Annotated in this window: 19 protein-coding genes; 1 reads left to right on the top strand and 18 read right to left on the bottom strand. The window is 57.0% G+C overall.

The window, feature by feature from the left end:
* Positions 1-78: 78 nt before the first annotated feature.
* From BFP70_RS19220 to BFP70_RS19205, 4 genes are read right to left on the bottom strand one after another with little or no spacing between them, the layout of a single operon-like run.
* Entirely contained in the window at positions 79-1,098 is a 1,020-nt protein-coding gene (locus tag BFP70_RS19220; protein ID WP_066013610.1) for a TRAP transporter substrate-binding protein, read from the bottom strand.
* 29 nt (positions 1,099-1,127) lie between these two features.
* A complete protein-coding gene (locus BFP70_RS19215; protein ID WP_066013608.1) occupies positions 1,128-2,171 on the bottom strand; it encodes an L-idonate 5-dehydrogenase in 1,044 nt (347 codons plus the stop codon).
* Complete coding sequence (locus BFP70_RS19210) at positions 2,171-2,938, bottom strand: SDR family oxidoreductase (RefSeq protein WP_066013606.1); 768 nt, start codon at positions 2,936-2,938, stop codon at positions 2,171-2,173. Before BFP70_RS19210 ends, BFP70_RS19215 begins: the two co-directional genes overlap by 1 nt.
* Positions 2,938-4,143 (bottom strand): mandelate racemase/muconate lactonizing enzyme family protein, encoded by a 1,206-nt coding sequence (locus BFP70_RS19205; protein ID WP_066013605.1) that lies wholly within the window; start codon positions 4,141-4,143, stop codon positions 2,938-2,940. The genes BFP70_RS19210 and BFP70_RS19205 overlap by 1 nt, the downstream gene beginning before the upstream one ends.
* Before the next feature lie 174 nt (positions 4,144-4,317).
* Between BFP70_RS19205 and BFP70_RS19200 the strand changes: the two genes are divergently transcribed.
* Entirely contained in the window at positions 4,318-5,019 is a 702-nt protein-coding gene (locus BFP70_RS19200) for a FadR/GntR family transcriptional regulator (RefSeq protein ID WP_066013604.1), read from the top strand.
* 12 nt (positions 5,020-5,031) lie between these two features.
* Here the strand turns inward: BFP70_RS19200 and BFP70_RS19195 are convergent, their stop codons facing one another.
* The 14 genes from BFP70_RS19195 to BFP70_RS19130 form a co-directional block, all read right to left on the bottom strand.
* Positions 5,032-6,318, bottom strand: coding sequence for a TRAP transporter large permease (locus BFP70_RS19195; RefSeq protein WP_066013602.1), 1,287 nt, complete (start codon positions 6,316-6,318; stop codon positions 5,032-5,034).
* A complete protein-coding gene (locus tag BFP70_RS19190; protein WP_066013601.1) occupies positions 6,315-6,812 on the bottom strand; it encodes a TRAP transporter small permease in 498 nt (165 codons plus the stop codon). Before BFP70_RS19190 ends, BFP70_RS19195 begins: the two co-directional genes overlap by 4 nt.
* 70 nt (positions 6,813-6,882) lie before the next feature.
* Positions 6,883-7,908: a TRAP transporter substrate-binding protein gene (locus BFP70_RS19185; RefSeq protein ID WP_066013600.1), complete on the bottom strand. Its 1,026-nt coding sequence runs from the start codon at positions 7,906-7,908 to the stop codon at positions 6,883-6,885.
* A gap of 238 nt (positions 7,909-8,146) precedes the next feature.
* Positions 8,147-8,407, bottom strand: coding sequence for a PAAR domain-containing protein (locus BFP70_RS21625; RefSeq protein WP_066013595.1), 261 nt, complete (start codon positions 8,405-8,407; stop codon positions 8,147-8,149).
* On the bottom strand, positions 8,407-10,455 hold the full coding sequence (locus BFP70_RS19175) for a type VI secretion system Vgr family protein (protein ID WP_066013594.1): 2,049 nt from the start codon (positions 10,453-10,455) through the stop codon (positions 8,407-8,409). The genes BFP70_RS21625 and BFP70_RS19175 overlap by 1 nt, the downstream gene beginning before the upstream one ends.
* Positions 10,456-10,677: 222 nt before the next feature.
* On the bottom strand, positions 10,678-11,520 hold the full coding sequence (locus tag BFP70_RS19170) for an alpha/beta fold hydrolase (protein ID WP_066013592.1): 843 nt from the start codon (positions 11,518-11,520) through the stop codon (positions 10,678-10,680).
* A 100-nt stretch (positions 11,521-11,620) separates the two neighbouring features.
* Positions 11,621-12,223 (bottom strand): flavin reductase family protein, encoded by a 603-nt coding sequence (locus BFP70_RS19165; protein WP_066013591.1) that lies wholly within the window; start codon positions 12,221-12,223, stop codon positions 11,621-11,623.
* 62 nt (positions 12,224-12,285) lie between these two features.
* Positions 12,286-13,845, bottom strand: a complete 1,560-nt coding sequence (locus tag BFP70_RS19160) for a DUF6351 family protein (RefSeq protein WP_066013590.1) — start codon at positions 13,843-13,845, stop codon at positions 12,286-12,288.
* 71 nt (positions 13,846-13,916) lie between these two features.
* Complete coding sequence (locus tag BFP70_RS19155; RefSeq protein ID WP_066013589.1) at positions 13,917-14,660, bottom strand: GntR family transcriptional regulator; 744 nt, start codon at positions 14,658-14,660, stop codon at positions 13,917-13,919.
* Positions 14,661-14,761: 101 nt separating this feature from the next.
* Entirely contained in the window at positions 14,762-15,352 is a 591-nt protein-coding gene (locus BFP70_RS19150) for a carboxymuconolactone decarboxylase family protein (RefSeq protein ID WP_066013587.1), read from the bottom strand.
* A 5-nt stretch (positions 15,353-15,357) separates the two neighbouring features.
* The gene (locus BFP70_RS19145) at positions 15,358-16,551 is read right to left on the bottom strand and encodes a CaiB/BaiF CoA-transferase family protein (protein WP_066013585.1); all 1,194 of its coding nucleotides are present in this window, start codon (positions 16,549-16,551) and stop codon (positions 15,358-15,360) included.
* Positions 16,548-17,192, bottom strand: a complete 645-nt coding sequence (locus BFP70_RS19140) for a glutathione S-transferase family protein (RefSeq protein WP_066013583.1) — start codon at positions 17,190-17,192, stop codon at positions 16,548-16,550. The genes BFP70_RS19145 and BFP70_RS19140 overlap by 4 nt, the downstream gene beginning before the upstream one ends.
* Positions 17,189-17,971, bottom strand: a complete 783-nt coding sequence (locus BFP70_RS19135; RefSeq protein ID WP_066013581.1) for an alpha/beta fold hydrolase — start codon at positions 17,969-17,971, stop codon at positions 17,189-17,191. The genes BFP70_RS19140 and BFP70_RS19135 overlap by 4 nt, the downstream gene beginning before the upstream one ends.
* Complete coding sequence (locus BFP70_RS19130; RefSeq protein ID WP_066013579.1) at positions 17,971-18,732, bottom strand: enoyl-CoA hydratase-related protein; 762 nt, start codon at positions 18,730-18,732, stop codon at positions 17,971-17,973. Before BFP70_RS19130 ends, BFP70_RS19135 begins: the two co-directional genes overlap by 1 nt.
* Positions 18,733-18,766 lie beyond the last annotated feature (34 nt).

The raw sequence follows: 18,766 nt of genomic DNA, 5'->3' as shown, positions 1-18,766 counted from the left end.
CTTCCTCCCCCAAGGACAAAACACAGAGAGCCCCGGCGCATATCTGCGCCGGGACCATTGGGTAAACACGCCGTCGGGTTATTGGCCCATCAGCCCATTGTCCGTCAGATAGACGTTCAATGCGTCAAATACCTTTTGTGCCATCGGCGACCCTTCGGCGACCTTGGCCCATTCGGCCTGTGCAATTGTGCGGAATTTGGCACGATCTTCGGCCGACCAATCATGCACAGTGATGCCTTCGGACTTCGCCGCCTCTACCGCCGCCAGATCGCGCTCTTTCAGCGTGTTGACCTGCGTTTGCTGGAATTGCTTCACGGCCGCTTTGATCTGCGTCTGGATATCTTCGGGCAGCCCATCCCATTTTTGCTTATTCATCGACACTTCGACAAGCGGCAGCGAGTGGAACCCCGGATAGACCGGGTGCATCGCGATCTCATTCATTCCGGTTTCTTGATTGACCGAAAACACCGAATAATCGGCGGCATCAATCACACCTTTATCCAATGAAGTATAAACCTCTGACGCGGGCAGATTGACCGGGTTGGCGCCAGCCGCCGCAAAGACATTCGCAATCAACCCCTCGGGGGAACGGATCTTGACCCCTTGCAGGTCATCGACGCCTTCCAGCGGAACTTTGGACACAAAGGCTTCCAGCCCCGGTGTGGACACGCCGATAAACTCCAACCCGTAGGGGTTGATCAGCTCATTCATCAGCTCGGCACCACCACCATTTTCGACGAAATCAATCATCTGCTCTGGATCGCTCCAGGCACCAACGGGATTGGCGATCAGTCCAAAGGCCGGGTCACGACCCGCAAAATAGGATGTATCGGTGATATGCCCGTCCAACAGACCTGCAGCAATCGCATCAGGCGTTTCTTTGTAATCCACGATCGAGCCAACTGGCAAAAGTTCAATCGCCACACGACCATCGGTCATCTCAGAAACGCTTTCGGCCCAGCCTTGTTGAAAGATGAAATTCGGGTTGCCCGCCGGGTCCGAGGACTGAAAGCGCAGCGAATATTCCTGCGCCTGCGCGGCGGTTGTCAGGCAAAGCGCGGCCAGGGCGGCCCCTGTCATCAATGTGGTTCGTTTCATCTTTTCCTCCCGTTAGATGATGTCGAAAATCAAAGCGCGTCAAAGGCGATTTGCACCTTCATTGCGCGTGTCTTGTCGGCGGCCAGTTCAAAGGCTTCGGTGGCTTGGGACGCTGGCAAAACGCGGGTCAGCAATGGGCGTGGATTAATCCGGCCCTGATCAATCAACCGGGCTGCGGTGGCGAATTCCGCATCGAAACGGAAGCTGCCCTGAATACGCAGTTCACGGGTTACGATCTGTGTCAGCGGCAGGGCCACATCCGGGCCCAACCCAACGGTGATCAATTGCCCGCCCGCCCGCACAACCTGTGCGACGCCTGCAAAGGCCTGCGGTGCGCCGGAACATTCAAAGGCCACATCAATTTGCCCTTTGTTGTCGGTCAGCGGCTGCAGGCCTTGCGGATCTTGTGACAGATCAATCAGCTGATCGGCCCCCATCTGCGCGGCCATTTTCAAAGCACTGGCCGAAATATCAGTGGCGATGATCTGCGCAGCGCCTGCGTGACGGGCGGCGGCCACGGTCAGGCACCCAATCGGGCCACAGCCAGACACCAAAACCCGTGCGCCGGTCAGCGCCCCTGCCCCGCGCACGGCATGCAAACACACCGCCAAAGGCTCTGCCATAGCGGCCAAGGCCAAATCGGCATCGGGCGACAGCCGCACCACCCGCGCAGCAGGCAGCGTGAGCGCGGCGCGGAACAGACCCTGTTCATGCGGGAACCGCATCGCAGACCCATTGAACCGCATATCCAAGCATTGATTGGCCTGCCCCGCCAGACAGTAGCGGCATGTGCCACAAGGCTGCGACGGGTTCACCGCCACACGGTCGCCCGGCAACAGCCCATCCACTTCCGCGCCAATGTCCGTAACGATGGCAGAGACCTCATGACCCAGTGCCATTGGTTCGCGCAGGCGCACCGTGCCGAAGCCACCATGCTGGAAATAATGCAAATCCGAGCCGCAAATCCCGCCATGGCTGACAGCCACCCGCACGTGTCCCGGACCCGGCGCTGGCGCATCTGCAATGTGATCCAGCCGCAAATCATGCGGCGCATGAATGACCAGCGCTTCCATCACAGCACCGAGGCCATGCCGCCATCGGCAAAGATCAACTGACCCGACACATAGTTGGACGCATCCGCCGCAAGAAAGATCGCCAGGCCCGCCAGCTCTTCTGGTGCGCCCCAGCGGCGCATGGGCGTGCGGCCTTTGACCCAGGCATCGAACTTCGGATCATTGACCAGCGCTTCGTTCATGTCAGTCAGCATATAGCCCGGCCCGATAGCGTTGGATTGGATCCCCAATTCGCCCCACTCAGCCGCCATTGCCTTGGTCAGCATTTTGATACCGCCCTTGGCCACGGTATAGGGCGCCACGGTGGCCCGCGCCAAATCAGAGGTCAGCGATCCGATATTGATGACCTTCCCCCGGCCGCGTGTGGCCATACGTTTTGCCGCTTCTCGTCCAATTACGAAGGCTGATGTCAGGTTTACATCAATCACCCGTTGCCAATCCGCCGTGTCCAATTCCAGCATCGGCTTACGAAATTGAATACCGGCGTTATTGACCAAAATGTCGACCTCGATCCCGTCCGCATCGAATTGTTCAAAGGCGGCACGGATCGCGGTTTCATCGGTCACATCGAATGCGGCGCTTAGGGCCTGATATCCGGCGGCTGTCATCTCAGCCACCGCGCTGTCCAGCCGCGCGGCATTGGTGCCGTTCAAAATGACACGCGCGCCACAACCGGCAAGCCCCTCGGCCATCGCCCGTCCAAGTCCGCGTGACGATCCGGTGATCAACGCAGTGCGGCCGGTCAAATCAAAAAGTTTCATGCTCATCAGTTGGCCTCCGAAAGACGGGTGGACAGATCGGACCGTTCAAAGAATTGCGGCACCAGCTCGGTGCCCAGGCCCGGCCCTTCCATTGGATAGACATAACCACCTTCGATACGCGGCACTTCGGTCACCAATTCGCGATACCAGCCGTTGTAAAACGCGCGAACGGATTCCTGAATCAAAGTATTAGGCTGGCTAAAGGACATGTGGATCGCTGCGGCAAACCCAACCGGGCCAATGCAATCATGGGGCGCAAAAGGCCGGTGATGCAGATCCGCCAGAGCCGCAATTTTACGGCCCTCGGTCAGCCCGCCAGTCCAGCACAGATCGGCCATGACCACATGCGCCGCATCCCGGTCCAGATAGTCTTTATAGGCAAAGCGCGATCCCAATGTCTCGGACGCGCAGGTCCAAACATTTGTATTGCGCGCAAATTCCGCCAGAGCCTGCGCATTGTTCATGCGGATCGGATCTTCATACCAACGCGGCGCATAGGGTTCGACAGCGCGGGCGATTTCCATCGCCGTGGGCAGGTTCCACAGCGAATGCATCTCCAGCATGATTTCCATCTTGTCGCCAACCGCCTTACGGATCAGCTCAAATGGTTTCAACGCTGTCTTCATCTGCTCGGCGCTGATAAACATCCCGCGGTTTTCAATGCCCGCCGGATCAAATGGCCAGATTTTCATGGCCGAAATGCCGTTTTCCAGCAGGTTTTCGGCCAGCTCATCGGCGCGGTTCATAAAAGCATCAAGGTCTTCATAGGGCGAGGTTTGCGCATCGCCCAAATTCCACGTGTCGACTGGCTTGATCTTATTCGTACGCACATAGCGCGTGCCTGCGCAGGTATTATAAACCCGCACTTTATCCCAGCACTGCCCCCCCAACAGTGTATGGACGGGCTGGCCAGTGACCTTACCGAACAAATCCCACAGGGCGATATCAATGGCCGATGCTGCGCGATATTCCACCCCGGTTGACGCTTGCGCATTTGGCAAGCTGACCATCTCACGGTGCAAAAGCTCAATATTCAGCGGGTTTTGACCCAACAGACGCACCGCAAGCGTGTTGTGGATATGGGCTTCACAAGCCTCTGCCCCATAAAAGGTTTCACCAAGCCCAGTAATCCCGGCATCTGTTTCCACATGGACCCAAAGCACATTGGCAAATTCCTCCGCACGATAAGTGCGAATGGCGGTGATTTTCATGACATTCCTCCCACAGCTGGCCCAAAAGCTGCTGTGCCTAACCCACTTTGCCCGCCAATCAGCGATCAGCAGAACTTTCCCATGACACCACGGTAGACATTATGGTAAGATTCGGTCAACCAAAAATATCCACTTTGTTGGACAAATAATCAAAACCTGTATGAAAGGTAGGGGATGGAAGCGAAAGAAACCGGTCTCGTGGACCGTGTCATTGATGATCTTTTGGGAATTATACGGGCTGAAAACCTACGCGTAGGGGATCCTTTGCCCAGCGAGCAAGCCCTGGCTACCCGGTTGGCCGTGTCGCGCACCGTTGCCCGTGAAGCCATGCGCGCACTGTCAGCATTGGGTGTTTTGCAAATCGGCAATGGCCGACGCGCCCGCGTCGCAGCCCCTAACGCCGGGCCGATGTCCATCCTGCTGGACCACACGGTCTATACCGGGCAGCAATCCTTGCAGCAGGTTATTGATGTGCGCCGCACCCTGGAATTGCGTACAGCCGGACTTGCCGCCCTGCGCAGATCTGATGATCAAGCGCGCCGGTTGCTGGAGCTGATCGACCAGATGTATGAGGCTTTGGAACACGATCATCAAAAAATCATGGACTATGACATCGCCTTTCACACGTTGATCGCGCAGGCATCGGGCAATGCGCTATATGCGCTATTGGTCAGCAGCTATGAGGTGATCACGCGCCAAACATGGGATATTGGCTGGCGCGCGCGAGCCAACGATCACAATCGGCGTGAAAATATCGATCTGCACGGGCGTATTGCCACGGCCATCATGATGCAAGACAGCGCAAGAGCCGAAGCCGAAATGACAGCACATTTCGACAGTGCAATCGCCGTCCTGATGCGCGCGGGCGTGACCTAAGCGCGACTGAACCTAACTGCCATAGATCAGATGCGGAACAAATAATGAAATCTGCGGGACATAGGTGATCAGCGCCAGAACGATGATATTGACCACCACAAATGGCCAAACCCCGGCGATGATATCCTCTACCGGTTTGCCAAGCGTGGACGAGGCCACAAAGATATCCAACCCAAAGGGCGGTGTGATCATCCCCAATGAGATATTCATCGTTACAATCATCCCGAAATGTACCGGGTCGATGCCCAATGATTGCGCCACCGGGAAGAAGGGCGGCACCAGCACCAAAAGCGCGGAGTTGGGGTCGATAAACATGCCTGCGATGAAAAAGCACAGGTTCACCACCAGCAGGAATGTAATCATCCCCGCATCAATACTGTCCAGCAGCGATAAAATGCCCGCAGGCACCTGTGCCAATGTCACAAAGAATGAGATCAGCCCCCCCATCGCCAGCAGCACAAAGATGATCGCGGTGTTAATTGCGCTGCGCTCGGTGATGGCAAACAGATCGGCCCAGGTCAAACTGCGCGAAATAAGGCATTCAACAACTATGGCATAGACCACGCTGACGGCTGCAGCCTCGGTCGGGGTGATGATCCCGGAATAGATACCGCCCAAAATGATTACGGGCATCCCCAGCGCCCATTTCGCATCCCATACCACCCGCAGCCTTTCGCCCCAATCCGCGCGCGGGGCGGCGGTGACGGCGTCACGTGTCGCCTGAATTTGCACCATTATGGCGAAGGCCAGACCCAGGACCAGCCCCACCGCCAGACCGCCCGCAAATAGCTGCGCAATCGAAGTGCCGGTCATCCAGCCATAGATGATAAAGGTGATCGAGGGCGGGATCAGCAACGCAGTTTCTGCGCTGGACACCAGCAGCCCCAGGCTGAAACGGTCGGAATACCCCGCCGCGCGCATTTCGGGATAGACCATCCGGCCCATGGCCGCCACCGTCGCCGGCGCCGAACCCGAAACCGCGCCAAAGGCCATCGACCCGCCCACCGTTACATGGCCCATGCCGCCGCGCGTATGGCCCAAGAACGCCTGCACCACCGCGATCAGGTGTTTTGCAATCTGCCCCGATGCCATCAGATTGGCGGCCAGAATGAAGAACGGAATGGCCAGAAGCGTTGTATGATTTATCCCACCAAGCAGCTTTTGCACCACTGCCGCATCGGGCAGATTAGGCCAAAACGCCTGCTTATAGGCCAATGTCGGCAAGCCCAGCACAAGCAGCATCTCAAACCCGCCCAGCAGCAACATAACCGCCAGCGCGAAAATTAGGGCAATGATCATGTGGCGTCCTCCGTCTTGGCAAAGCGGTCGATCAGCCCGAACAGGCTAAGCCCATAGCGCAGGCCCAACAGCACGAACCCGATCACCGGAGCGACATAGATTACCCCCATCGGGATTGACAAGGTCGGGGAGCGTTGGCCTGATTTCAACACGAATTGCACCAGCTCAACGCTCAGCCATGCCAGATACAGCGACATGGCAAGCCCGGCCAGATCAATCAGCCCCAGCACGGCGCGTCGCAGCGGCGCGGGCAATGTGTCACGCAGATTGGTGATGCCGACATGTTTGCCGCGCTCTAACGCCAATCCCAGCGCCAGAAACACCAAAAACAGGTTCAAAAGGCGCACGGCTTCTTCGATCCATGCGAAACGGCTGGCGAATGTCCCGCCAATTTCGCGCGTGATCACACTGCCGAAAAACAACGCCACCATCAGCAAAAACAGGCAGACCAATACGCATCGTTCAATGCGTCGCAGCAGGGAAAGAAATGCCATGCACTTATCCTAAAATGGCCCCCGCACAATACGCGCAGGGGCCTGAACTACCAGAAACCGCGTGCCGCGATCAGTTGCCCAGCTTGCTATAGGCGTCCTCATAGATCGCAAGCATCTTCTGGCCTGCATCGCCAGCTTTCTTCACATAGGCCTGCGATGTGGGACCAAAGGTGATCGCGCGCAGCTCGGCGCGTTCTTCGGGGCCCGCCACACGGACATTGGTGCCTGCGGCCTTGATGTCTGTCAGCGCGGCCTCCACCGCTGCGGCTTTATGCGCGCGAAGATCGGGGATCGCCTCATGGAAGGCCTGCGTGATCACATCACGGTATGCCTGCGGCAGGCTGTCCCACCACATCGGGTTGAACAACACGACATCTTCCATCGCGCCATGATCGGAAACGACAAGGTTCTTCTGGACCTCGTAGAATTTCATGTTCTTGATGGTATCCAGCGGGTTTTCTTCGCCATCCACAACACCGGTTTGCAGCGATGTATACAGCTCACCAAAGGGCAGCGCGATAGCCGAGGCCCCCAGCGCATTGAACTGCTCAAGCAAGATCGCGCTATCCATCACGCGGAATTTCTGATCCTTGAAGGCGGCTATACTGTCGATGGCTTCGTTCGAGGTAAACTGCTTCCGGCCATTGGGCCACAGGGTAATCGCCACCATGCCCTTATCGGTAAAGCTGTCCAGCAGCGCCTGACCAAACGGCCCATCACGCAGCGCCTGCGCCTGATCGGCATTATCGGGCAGCAAATAGGGGATATCCAGGATCGAAATTACCGGATTGAACCCGCCCAAAAACGCAGCCGGTGCCACAGTGGCCTCCAGTGTGCCCAGCTGCACGCCCTCATTCATTTGACGCTGATCGCCCATCTGACCTTGTGGGAAGATCTGAAACTCAACCTCCCCATCGGTGCGCTCCTTCACCAGTTGCGCGACCTTTTCCAACGTCACATGGCGGCTTTGCGCCGTGCTTTCCAGATGGCCGATCTTGGCCACATAGTCCTGCGCCATCGCGCCGCCTGACAGGCATGTCCCAAGCGCAAGAGCCGCGCCGAAATTCCGTAGGCCGATTGCTTTTAAATAGCTCATATGTCCAGTGTCCCTCTGGTAGTGCGCGTCAGCTTTTTGCCGCTTCGATTTGTGTCAATCGTATTGCGGCGAATAAGCGCAAGCACGATCCGCCCGTGAAACAGGGGCAGAGGTGCCATGCATAGATTTATCGCGTGGTTGCCTGATATTTAAGCAATGTTCAACTTGGCCAAATGGTCAGGCCAACAGGGTGCATGCCCTGTAATCTGCTGTGCAGACGGCAGGTTTCGCCGGGCCGTTACATTGTGGAATGCTGCGGCGATCCCGAAACAATAGAGCCGCCACCAGATGTTTTTGACCCGATAATTGCGACGGGCCGTCCATCACATGTGGATTGTGAGGATCCTGACACGATTGTGCAACCACATGCACAGGTGTCACCCACCCGTGCCACCGGGCGACCATCGACAATTGCACTGCCACCTGACACGATCACATTGCTGCCATGCCCCTTTATCGGGCAAACATGTGTATCACCAACCCGAGCGATTTGCGCCATTAGCTGCCTTCTTTCGCGGCGGCACATTCTTCACAAAGCGGCAGCCCCTCTTTCGCGGCCATTTGCAATGTCGGCACCTGCGCCGACCCAGAGCCGCCCATCGAAACCGCACCTTTCAGGTTGATTTTGGCCGCCTCAAGGGTGATGCCCGACCCATCGATGGTAATCTTGCCACCCGGCCCTTTGATTTGGAATTTCTCAAAGGCCATCAACGTATGTTTGCCAGTGTTATTGGTGATCGACGACCCCACATCCAGCGTATATTTCCCCGCAACCTCACCTTGAAAATTTCGGCCCGTTTCATACAGGTGATCCGCAAACACCGATTGTTTGAAGATATTGCCGACGCGGTGGATATGATCCTTACCATAGGCTTCTTGCTGATTGCGTCCGACATTATAATACATGTCATTGCCGATCGTTTCACGATGATCATTGCCGATCGTAATCGTTTTATCATGCCCAACGGCTTCCGATTGATCATTGCCAACGCTTTTCGACCGATCATGACCAATTGAATGGCTTTCGTCATTTTCGATGATTGTATTGTGGTCCTTTTGCGCATGCATAAAGACCTCTTCGCGGCCCCGTTCATCTTCAAACCGGAATTCGTTATAACCGCTGCCTTGATGCGTGTCCGATTTAAAGGTCGATACAGTTTTATTGGCCGGCAAATCGTAAGGGACCGCGTTCTTGCCATTATAGACGCAGCCGGTCACCAAGGGTTTGTCTGGGTCGCCATCAAGGAATTCAACAACGACCTCCATCCCGATGCGCGGGATCACCATACCGCCCCAGCCATTGCCCGCCCAGTTTTGCGACACCCGGCAGCGCATCGAAATTGCGGCGTCCAGATCCCAATGGAACTGCACCAAAATCCGGCCGTATTCGTCGCAATCGATCTCTCCATCGCCGACGACAACTGCGGTTTGCGGGCCTTTCACATCACTGCGCGGTGTTTTCAGATCTGGCACCATCGGGGCGGTGGCAGGCAGCAAGATATAGCGGCCCGTATAGGCGGTGCCATCATTGGACGACCCGCCCGACCCGTAATTGTCCGACGTATAAGAATGTGTCGCAGAAAGGCACAGGTATTCCGATTGCGTGCCAGGCACATCGTCGCCGGTCAGATACACGCGCATCCCCCCGCGTAGCGCGATAATATCGCCAAGTGCCTCATAGCGGCGATCTTGCCCACGTTCGCCATCATTACGCAACTGTGCGACAACCCGGCCCCGGCCCTGATCCAGATAATCGCCGGGCCAGTCGAAGCTCTCGATGTGACCATGGGCATAGCCGGCGTCACCGGTGCGATCTGTCTCCATCGCGGCGGTGGGGGTTTTAAAATTGTAATCGGTCAGGCGAATTGCGCCTGTGGTGATGCGTCGGGCCGGATGCCAATCCCAAAAATGTTCAATGTCCTCCTGATGGTGGCCGACATCCGGGTAAAACGGTCGCGCGCCAATCGTAGGATGGGTTTCGACCATATCGGTCAGCACCATTTCATGCGCGCCATCAAGATGTTGGAAGTGATAGGAGATTCCGTGTCGTTCCATCATCCGGCAGGCGAAATCCATATCGGATTCGCGATACTGGACCGTATATTCCAACACCGGATAGTCATTGGACAGGTTGGAGACCAAGGCGCCAGCGTCGCCATAGGTGCCCAGCAGCTCGGTCAGGATATCCACAACGGTTTTATTATGAAAAATACGTTGGTTCCGGCGCAGGCTGCACAGGAAGAACCATGGCTGTAATCGCAAACGATAGCGGTGGCCGTTATCCCCCGCCCCCAGCCAGCGCGCCTCGGTCACGATGCCGTCGAACGCTTGTTCACCGCCGTCATGGGTGATCAGCGTGACCGTCGCATGGGTGCCAATCAGCGCGTCAAAATCAATGTCCGATTGCGCCGCAAGGCAGTCTACCTGATAATCAAATAACGCGTTTAAATGGTCGACACCGTCGAAACGCTGAAGAACCAGTATATCGGCCCCAAGAACGGTTGAGAAACGCCCCATACGGGCAGATTGACTAAAGAAATCAGGCATGAAAACAGTCACATTTGAAATTTATAAGACGTTTGTCGCGCGGAACGCCCACAGACTCAAGGCAAAGTTTCACAGGTGGTGGGTTTCTCCAGTTCAGCGGCAAGAAACCGCAGACCGTCTTTATCTGCCGTCTTGAATTGGGGGGCTGCTGGATGTAGCCCCCCCTTGCGGCAGAAGGCGTTTTATGGCGCGTGAAATGTACGCGTCAACGCCGTTCCGCGATTAGCGGCCAAGCAGGGCATCCGCCCAATCGGCCAGCGCATCGGCGGTTTCAACAGGCTTCGCTGCCGGAAGCGCGTGGCTTGCCCCGTCGATCACCGTGACGGTGACCCGGTCGCCAAATTCTTCTTGCACCTCCAGGCGTGATGATTTGGGGCGGAAAGGATCTGACCCGGCTTGCAAATCAAGAATGGGCGCGGTGCCCCCTGCCCAATACTCTTCGCGCGATGTCAATTTGCGCGCCGCGCGTTGGCTGACGGTCACATCCTGATGCCAGCCCTCCAACCACGGCTTGGCCGTGTCCTCATCGGTAAAAAACGCCAATGTCAGCCCCTGCATCCTTTGTTCAGGTGTTGACGCCGGATCGTTGATCATTGTGATCGCGTCTGACAGTTCACTGGGCCATGATTTCGCACCACCTGCAATCAATGCCAGCCCTGACACCATCTGCGGGTGATCTGTGGCCACTGTCTTTGCAATCCACTGCCCATAGGCATGGCCTGCGACGATTGCTTCACCGCCTTCCTGTTCAATCACGGCGGCAAAATCATCCCCAAAATCGTGGAAGGACACACCCTCCATTTGTCCGGTGCTTTGACCTATGCCGCGCGGCTCCGGCAGGGCCACGCGAAAGCCACGTTTGACCAGCTGATCCGCCATCGGAGCAAATTCCGCAGCGCTGCGCCCCGTCGAGGCGATCACCACGATCAACGGCCCCTCTCCGCGCAGGGAATAGCCCACCTGCGCATCGCCATTCATCACGGTTTTCTCTACCACATCTGCACGCCCCAGACATGGGGTAGCAATCGCGAGAGCAAGGCCCATCGCCACAATCGTCATCTTCATATTGGTCTCCTCCGATCGTCCTCAGCTGTGCTGCATCCGTATGCCCGGCTTTGGCCCACGGCATAATCCTGACCCTGAGGGCCGTCAGGACGGAGGATCCTCAGCCTCCGGGACGCAGAATTTCAAACGTGTCTTTTGTGATCGCGTAATCCAGATAGCCCAGCCTTGACACTGGTTGGATCAGATCGGTGCGCACCCTCCCGTCCCTGATGACATGGTCTGCAATCTCGATCCCTGTGACCTCACCAAAGGTAATGTGGGTCTGACATGGCAGGCCGCTGTTGGGCACAAGCGTGACGACACGGTTTAAAACGCATTCGATCACGACCGGGCTTTGGGCAACACATGGAGCGTCAATGCTGCGGCAGGCGCGGGCCTGCACCCCGGCAAGGCGAAATTCATCGCATTCCGCATTAACAGCAGCCGAAGATCGGCTCATGGCCTGTGCCAAATCCGCGCTGACGATATTGATCGCGAACACGCCGGTCTGTTCAATATTGGTTAGGCTGTCTTTACGCGGTGTCGATGACAACATCACAAAAGGCGGGTGGGTCGCCGCCGCGTTGAAAAAGCTATAGGGTGCAAGATTTGCAACGCCGGTGGCGCTGCGCGTCGAGACCCAGCCGATGGGACGTGGGGCGATCAGCGCCGTCCATGGATTATGGGGCAGGCCGTGGTCTTGGGTTCTGGGGTCGTAATACATTGCGCCCTCCTATTTATGGGCCGCCAGGGCGCGCGTGGGCCTTGGCAATAGGCGGCAGCACCTTATTCGCAGACAAAGCTTTCGGCCTTATCCACCGGGCCAGATCCATCGTAGCGGGCAATCGTTGGCCATGGGCACAGCGGACGGGTGCGATCCCCGATCGCCACACCCGATGCCGTCAGCCGATCGGGCGCGACCCCGTCTTCCACCCAAGCCACAATTGTTTGCAGCACATCAAACGCATCGGCGCCAACGCCGCCCCGGCAATGCCCCATGCCCGGCGCAGGGAAATACCGTGCAAAATCCGTTACATCCCCCATATCATTGGCAAGCTCTGCCATATATCGGGCGGTATCATTGGATGAAATCGCCGCGTCCCCGGTGCCGTGATATAGTAAAATCTTGCCCCCCGCATCGCGGAACGCCGCAAGGTCTGTCGATGTCGCATCGGCAAATTCAGCCGAGGCCTGCATCCGCTGCGGATCGGTGTCAAAATCGAAATGAATGATATCAAACTCCGGGTCCGGCGGTGTCAGGAAGACGTATTTAATACCGTTATTGGACAGCCCCGCCTTAATTGCATTGGGCTTCGCAGTTTGTGACGTGCCAAGCCGCCATTCCCGCCAGCCCTTGTCCGCGATGGCCGGATCATAGGACCAGTTCACATAAAACCGAGTTCCCGCACTATTATGCGAGCCTTGGTGAAGGTCTTGCAACGTCGCAACCTGCTGCGCACTTAAACACGCATCGTTTGAGCCATCACAAACCAGCCCCGACGGATCATAGTTGCATCCTGCCGGATCCAGAACCAACCCATCCGCCAAACCGTCAATGGCGTCGCATTGCAATACGATGTCTTTGGCCAGTAACGTCAGATCGGCATCGGAAAACGCCTGTGATAGAATAGGGTCACCCGCTTTGGTTTTCGGCGCGATATTTGTCAGCTTTTGCAGCCCCCATGCAGTATCGACATGGCTGCGTGACAAGCGAAACACAGGCGCGCCGGCGACAATCCCATTGAACAGGTCAGGAAAACGCTGACTAGCCATCATCCCTTGTCGGCCCCCGTTCGAGCAGCCAATCAAATAGCTGTAACGAGGCGGCGCACCGTAATAGGCCGTGATCAACGTCTTGCCAGCCTGCGCTACAGTTTCGATCGCCTGATACCCCCAGGCAATGCGTGCCTGCGCGTCCAACCCGAATGAGCTGTCGGTATCCTCATGCCCGCCATCGGTTGAAATCACCGCATAGCCTTCGGTGACGGCCGCAGGCTCCCCACTGGGTTGAGACATCCCATAGGCCGGGCGCACACGCCCGTCTAGACCGCCACCTCCCTGAAAATAGAACCTGCCGTTCCATTTTTCTGGCAGTCGCAGTTCAAACTGATCGCCGAATGTTACCCCATTGGCCCCGCGACGTTGACCAATCACCCCGGTAACTTTGCAATAGGCGGGCAAGTCTTGTTTGGCATCTGCATCCAGACCTGGACGCACCCATGCAGCCTCGTTTATCTGCAGATCTCCATGCGACTGTTCTATCATCTTTGGGCATGAAGCCTCATTTGCATGGGCCGCAGTCGCCAGCGCACTGCCAAGAAGCATAGCAGATAGCAATATGTTCATGATTCTCCTCCCAGATCATCCTCTGAGAAAGATATTAAATCAATAAGCTATCTTTGTAACTTATATAATGATCAGGTCAGCAATTTCATATCAATCCGCACTTTATCACCACGGTAAATTCCATTTGCAACAAGGATCAGCGCACCGTGTTGATCAATCGCCAAACGCTGCACCAGAACAACGGGATCATTCATGGACACTTGCAGCAATTGCGCGGTTTCCACATCGGCAGAGGCGACTGACAAGATCTGCCGAGCATCGGCAACCGTGACACCGGGCAATTCCGAAACCAACCGCATTGCCGTGGTCGTCGTGTAGTTTTTCTCTGGAATCAGTGACTTAATTCGGTCATCCACATAGACATCGGCAACAAGAAACGGCGTATTTTGTCGCTGATGCAAACGGCGTAAATGGCGGTAGCTGGGCGCGACGATGCCGTGATCAAAATCGGCCTGCGCCAGATGCACCGCGGCAGTGTCGGACAATACGGAAATCTGCGCATCCGCGCGCGACATCAATAGGCCGTTCCAATCCGTCTGAACTTCGCACCACAGGTCTCGTTCGGGCTTGGCCCGCACGAATGTCCCCTTGGCGCGGAAGCGTTCAATCAGCCCTTCTTTTTCGATTTGGTCCAACGCCTGACGGATCGTCATCCCGGCAACGCCGAATTCTTTCGACAGCTGCTCTACCGTAGGAATACGCGCCCCCAGCACCCAATCGCCGCGCTCTATTCGGCCACGAAACAGCGATGCCAGTTGAATATAACGCGCGACATTGCTCTTTTCGAGCAGCTCAGACGAGCTGGATTTTGGCATGGGGTGCTCCTTCATGTTCCGCGTATTTTCCCGCGGCTGGTATGATATGATAGCTTTATATCAATTACACCGAAAGGCGCAAAACCCCCGCCCTGCCCCCATCAAGCCCGTGGCGGTAAATCAAACAAAACACCCGGCTGAATTGGAAGCTCTGCCCGGACCCCTTCTGGCACAGGGATTTCATGCGCATTCAATGTCATGGCGACCATTGAATAATAGCCGATGACCGCCGTCAATTCGACCACGCCAACTTCGCCCCAGCGGGCGCTGACCCGATCATAAAAGTGCTGTTCAGGGGTGCCACGCATCAACAATTGGCAGGCAAAATCATAAATCTCGGCGGCGGCGGCATCCAGGCCAAATTCCGGCACGCGGCCCATACGCAAGGCGTCAATCCAGCCGCGATCAAGTCCGGCATTCAACCCGTCACGTTCATGGATGGCCCATTCCAGCAGGCTGTTCCAACGCCGCGCGGTGATCAGGATTGCCAGCTCGTTCAAAGGCGTTGGCAAGGTGGTTTCAAACCGTAACACACGACCCAACTGTTGCCAACGATCTGCCAAAACCGGATTGTGCAGAGCCGCGCGCAGCGGCCCGACAAGCACGCCGCGCGGCCCTGAAACGATCTCATCAAAGACCGCTTTTTGCGCCGGTGACATCGTCTCTGGCGCCGGAAAGCTGATGCGTCCCATAGTTGTCATTCCTTCATGGCATTTGCTGCGATCCGATCAAGGATGTCTTGCGTGTGCTGCCCCAATAGGGGCGGCGCGGTGTCGAAGGTCAGCGATGCGTCGGCAAAGCGCATCGGCGACACAATTTGCGGCACGGTGCCTGCCAGCGGATGCGGCAAATGACGCAACATCTGCCGGTGTTGGATCTGCGGTTCGGCCAAAACGCCGGGCACGGTATTGATCGGCGCGCAGGGCACCTTGACGGCGACCAGTTCGGCGCGCCATTGCGCCAAATCGCGCTGTTTCAACGCATCACAGATCATCGGATGGAGCAGCTCCAGATGCTCTACCCTCGCAGCATTTGTGGCAAAGCGGGGGTCTTGCACCCATTCAGGATGCCCCAGAGCCGCAGCGAACCGCGCAAATTGTTCATCATTTCCAACCGCAATCACGATATAACCGTCGCGCACCGGAAAAATATCTTGCGGCTGGATATTGGGGTGTTTGTTGCCCTTACGGGTGGGCGTCTGCCCCGACACAAGATGGTTCATCGCCTGATTGGCCAACATCGCGGTTGCGACATCCAGCATGGACAGGTCGATATAATCACCACGTCCGGTCTGCGACCGCCGTGCCAGCGCGGCCAGAACGGCAACGGTGGCATACATGCCCGTCATAATATCAATCACCGGCACGCCAACTTTTTGTGGTCCTGCGCCGGGGGCGCCATCGGGCACACCGGTCACCGACAACAGCCCGCCCATAGCCTGGATCATGAAATCATAGGCGACGTCCTGGGCCATTGGGCCATCTTGGCCAAAACCCGTGATCGAGCAATAGATCAACCCCGGATTGACCCCCCGCAGCGCCGCCTCATCCAGGCCATATCGCGCCAATGTGCCAACCTTAAAATTCTCCAGCACGATGTCACTATCACGGGCCAACGCGCGGATCACCTCTTGCCCGTCAGCCGTGGCGATATCCACCTCAATTGATTTTTTACCGCGATTGACCGATAGGAAATAGCCCGACTCCGTGGTGGGATTACCATCACGATCTGCCATGAACGGAGGGCCCCATCGGCGGGTATCATCACCAACACCTGCGCGTTCGACCTTGATCACCTCGGCCCCAAGATCCGCAAGAATTTGTCCCGACCAAGGCCCCGCCATAATACGGCTCAGATCCAGCACCCGAACATGAGAAAGCGGTCCTGTCATGGTGTCTCCTTTTCAAAACGCAGCTCGCCGGCGGTCAAATCATTGCCATCGTCATTATCATTGACAATTGCCGTGGCACGCACCGAAGCACGAATGGCCCAAACTGAATCCAGCGCCGCAAGCTGTGGGAAGTGATCGCGCCACGCGCTATCGCCCCAGCGGAAATCCAGCTGCCCAAGAAAGCAAATAATCGCGACATGACCCGGGCCGAACGGCGTGGCATGCAAGCGGTCGGCCTCGGCGTTCAACACCGATAGAACAGCGCGAAGCTTCGCGCCGTAACTATCGGTGATCGCCGTCCACTGCCCTTGGGGGCGCGCCAATTCAGTGCGCCACGCCAGCAAAATATCGGTGCCCCCATCCGCTAGCGCCTGCCATCGCTGTGCGTCGATACTGTCGGGCAGAGCCCCGTCACGGTTTAGAAAGGCGCATATCACCCTGCTGTCAAAAAGCACTGTCGTGTCGGTCACAAGGGCCGGGATTTTGCCCAAGGGATTATCGGCCAAAACGGCGGGGTTTGGCGGCAGGTGGCTGGCGACGGTATTGCGCATAAGCGTCACTTCGTCGACGCGACCCAGCTCATGCAAAGTAATCATCACCTTGCGCACGAATGGTGAGCGGGGGGACCAATGCAACTTCATAACGTTCCCTTTTTCAGCGGTGCCAAAAATTGGTTCAGGGCAGCACTGACAGGCGCGACTTGTTCAAAACACGGAACATGGCCAGCCTGATCAATGCCGTGAAAGTCAGCGCCGACGCGCTTTGCCATTGCGCGCATCGTGTCAGGCAAACCGCCATCACACAGCCCTGCCATCAACAAGCTGGGGCAAGTTATTTTGGACAACACATCGGTGTAATCATAGCGCATCAGGGCTGTGGCACAGGCGCCGAACCCCTCCAGCGGCGTGGCGGCGATCATGTCGCGCAACCTGTGGTGATGCCTGTCATCGGTCAGCCAGCGCGTGGCGGTTATGTCGCCATAATGCGCCATGCCATGCGCCCGGGCCAGCGCAATGCGTTCCCCCCAAGCCGTGGCCGCATTGGGCGCCGATTTTGCCATCCCATTCAGCAAGACCAAGCCGGAAAACCGCTTCGGTGCGATATCATAGGCACCAAGTGCCGTAGGCACGCCCATCGACAGCCCGACGCAAACGGCCCGCGGGATCTGCGCATGGTCCATCACCGCAAGCAGATCCTGCACAAGCAGATCCCAGCCAAGCGCCCCTTGCGGAAGGTCTGATCCGCCATGCCCGCGCTGGTCATAGCGCAGGACATTCCAGCCAGAGACCGAGCCGATCATCCCATCCCAAATCGTTAGATCTGTAACCAAAGAGTTGCTGCACACCAACCAGGGCGCAGTGTCGTGACAATGATCAATTTGGATATTGAGCACAGTATCATTCAGCGCCACACGGGTCATCAACGCCCCTTCCATACGGGCATACGTTTTTCCACCACAGCCGCCGTGGCTTCGCGCGCATCTTCCGTATTCATCAAAGCCGTGCTAAATTGCTGCTCGATTTGATACCCCTCATCGACCGGCAGAAACTCAATCTGATTCAACGACTGCTTGCCGATCCGCAAACCCAGCGGAGATTTATCCGCGATTTTCGCCGCCAAATTACGGGCAGCACCCATCAATGCGTCGGGGGCGTGAACCTCTTGCACGAAGCCCAAACGATAGGCCTCGGCCGCGTCAATCGGCTCTCCAGTAAAGAACATCTTCCGCACCATGCCCGGGGGCAGATGCCGTCCCATATGTGCGGCCCCACCACATCGGCCTACGTTGATTTCTGGCGTGCCAAATGTCGCGTTGGTCGACGCAAGGCGGATATCACAAACCGACGCCAAGACACTGCCCGCCCCCAAGGCCGGGCCATTCACCGCCGCAATTGTGGGTAAGGCGCACTCCCGGATCGACTTAAAGCAGCGGCGCACAATCCGGGCACGGGCGGGATCCTCGGCTACGGTGGCGGTCAGAAACTCCTTCAGGTTCAGCCCGGCGCAAAAGGCGCGTGTGCCAGCGCCGGTAAACACGATGCAATTAATGCCTTGCCAGCTGTCAGCAGCATCGAATGCCGCGCCGATTTCGCCGTATTGCGCCAATGTAATGGCATTTACCGGTGCAACATCGATGGTGATCTCGGCAACCTTGCCGGTGAAGCTGAGTTCGATACCCATATGAGGTCCTTTCTGTCGTCAGGCAAAGGCGCGG

Source organism: Thioclava sp. SK-1 (assembly GCF_001705665.1).
Classification (GTDB): Bacteria; Pseudomonadota; Alphaproteobacteria; order Rhodobacterales; family Rhodobacteraceae; genus Thioclava.
Note: the sequence above shows the minus strand (reverse complement) of the source record. Positions and strands in the feature narration are given on the sequence as shown.

What these genes read in the sequence shown, in the direction of transcription:
- BFP70_RS19145 (WP_066013585.1), bottom strand. Translation starts at nt 16,551, where the DNA reads ATGACAGGACCGCTTTCTCATGTTCGGGTGCTGGATCTGAGCCGTATT.
- BFP70_RS19150 (WP_066013587.1), bottom strand. Translation starts at nt 15,352, where the DNA reads ATGGGACGCATCAGCTTTCCGGCGCCAGAGACGATGTCACCGGCGCAA.
- BFP70_RS19210 (WP_066013606.1), bottom strand. Translation starts at nt 2,938, where the DNA reads ATGAGCATGAAACTTTTTGATTTGACCGGCCGCACTGCGTTGATCACC.
- BFP70_RS19170 (WP_066013592.1), bottom strand. Translation starts at nt 11,520, where the DNA reads ATGAAGATGACGATTGTGGCGATGGGCCTTGCTCTCGCGATTGCTACC.
- BFP70_RS19185 (WP_066013600.1), bottom strand. Translation starts at nt 7,908, where the DNA reads ATGAGCTATTTAAAAGCAATCGGCCTACGGAATTTCGGCGCGGCTCTT.
- BFP70_RS19135 (WP_066013581.1), bottom strand. Translation starts at nt 17,971, where the DNA reads ATGACCCGTGTGGCGCTGAATGATACTGTGCTCAATATCCAAATTGAT.
- BFP70_RS19195 (WP_066013602.1), bottom strand. Translation starts at nt 6,318, where the DNA reads ATGATCATTGCCCTAATTTTCGCGCTGGCGGTTATGTTGCTGCTGGGC.
- BFP70_RS19160 (WP_066013590.1), bottom strand. Translation starts at nt 13,845, where the DNA reads ATGAACATATTGCTATCTGCTATGCTTCTTGGCAGTGCGCTGGCGACT.
- BFP70_RS19215 (WP_066013608.1), bottom strand. Translation starts at nt 2,171, where the DNA reads ATGGAAGCGCTGGTCATTCATGCGCCGCATGATTTGCGGCTGGATCAC.
- BFP70_RS19220 (WP_066013610.1), bottom strand. Translation starts at nt 1,098, where the DNA reads ATGAAACGAACCACATTGATGACAGGGGCCGCCCTGGCCGCGCTTTGC.
- BFP70_RS19175 (WP_066013594.1), bottom strand. Translation starts at nt 10,455, where the DNA reads ATGCCTGATTTCTTTAGTCAATCTGCCCGTATGGGGCGTTTCTCAACC.
- BFP70_RS21625 (WP_066013595.1), bottom strand. Translation starts at nt 8,407, where the DNA reads ATGGCGCAAATCGCTCGGGTTGGTGATACACATGTTTGCCCGATAAAG.
- BFP70_RS19200 (WP_066013604.1), top strand. Translation starts at nt 4,318, where the DNA reads ATGGAAGCGAAAGAAACCGGTCTCGTGGACCGTGTCATTGATGATCTT.
- BFP70_RS19165 (WP_066013591.1), bottom strand. Translation starts at nt 12,223, where the DNA reads ATGTATTACGACCCCAGAACCCAAGACCACGGCCTGCCCCATAATCCA.
- BFP70_RS19155 (WP_066013589.1), bottom strand. Translation starts at nt 14,660, where the DNA reads ATGCCAAAATCCAGCTCGTCTGAGCTGCTCGAAAAGAGCAATGTCGCG.
- BFP70_RS19205 (WP_066013605.1), bottom strand. Translation starts at nt 4,143, where the DNA reads ATGAAAATCACCGCCATTCGCACTTATCGTGCGGAGGAATTTGCCAAT.
- BFP70_RS19130 (WP_066013579.1), bottom strand. Translation starts at nt 18,732, where the DNA reads ATGGGTATCGAACTCAGCTTCACCGGCAAGGTTGCCGAGATCACCATC.
- BFP70_RS19140 (WP_066013583.1), bottom strand. Translation starts at nt 17,192, where the DNA reads ATGAAGTTGCATTGGTCCCCCCGCTCACCATTCGTGCGCAAGGTGATG.
- BFP70_RS19190 (WP_066013601.1), bottom strand. Translation starts at nt 6,812, where the DNA reads ATGGCATTTCTTTCCCTGCTGCGACGCATTGAACGATGCGTATTGGTC.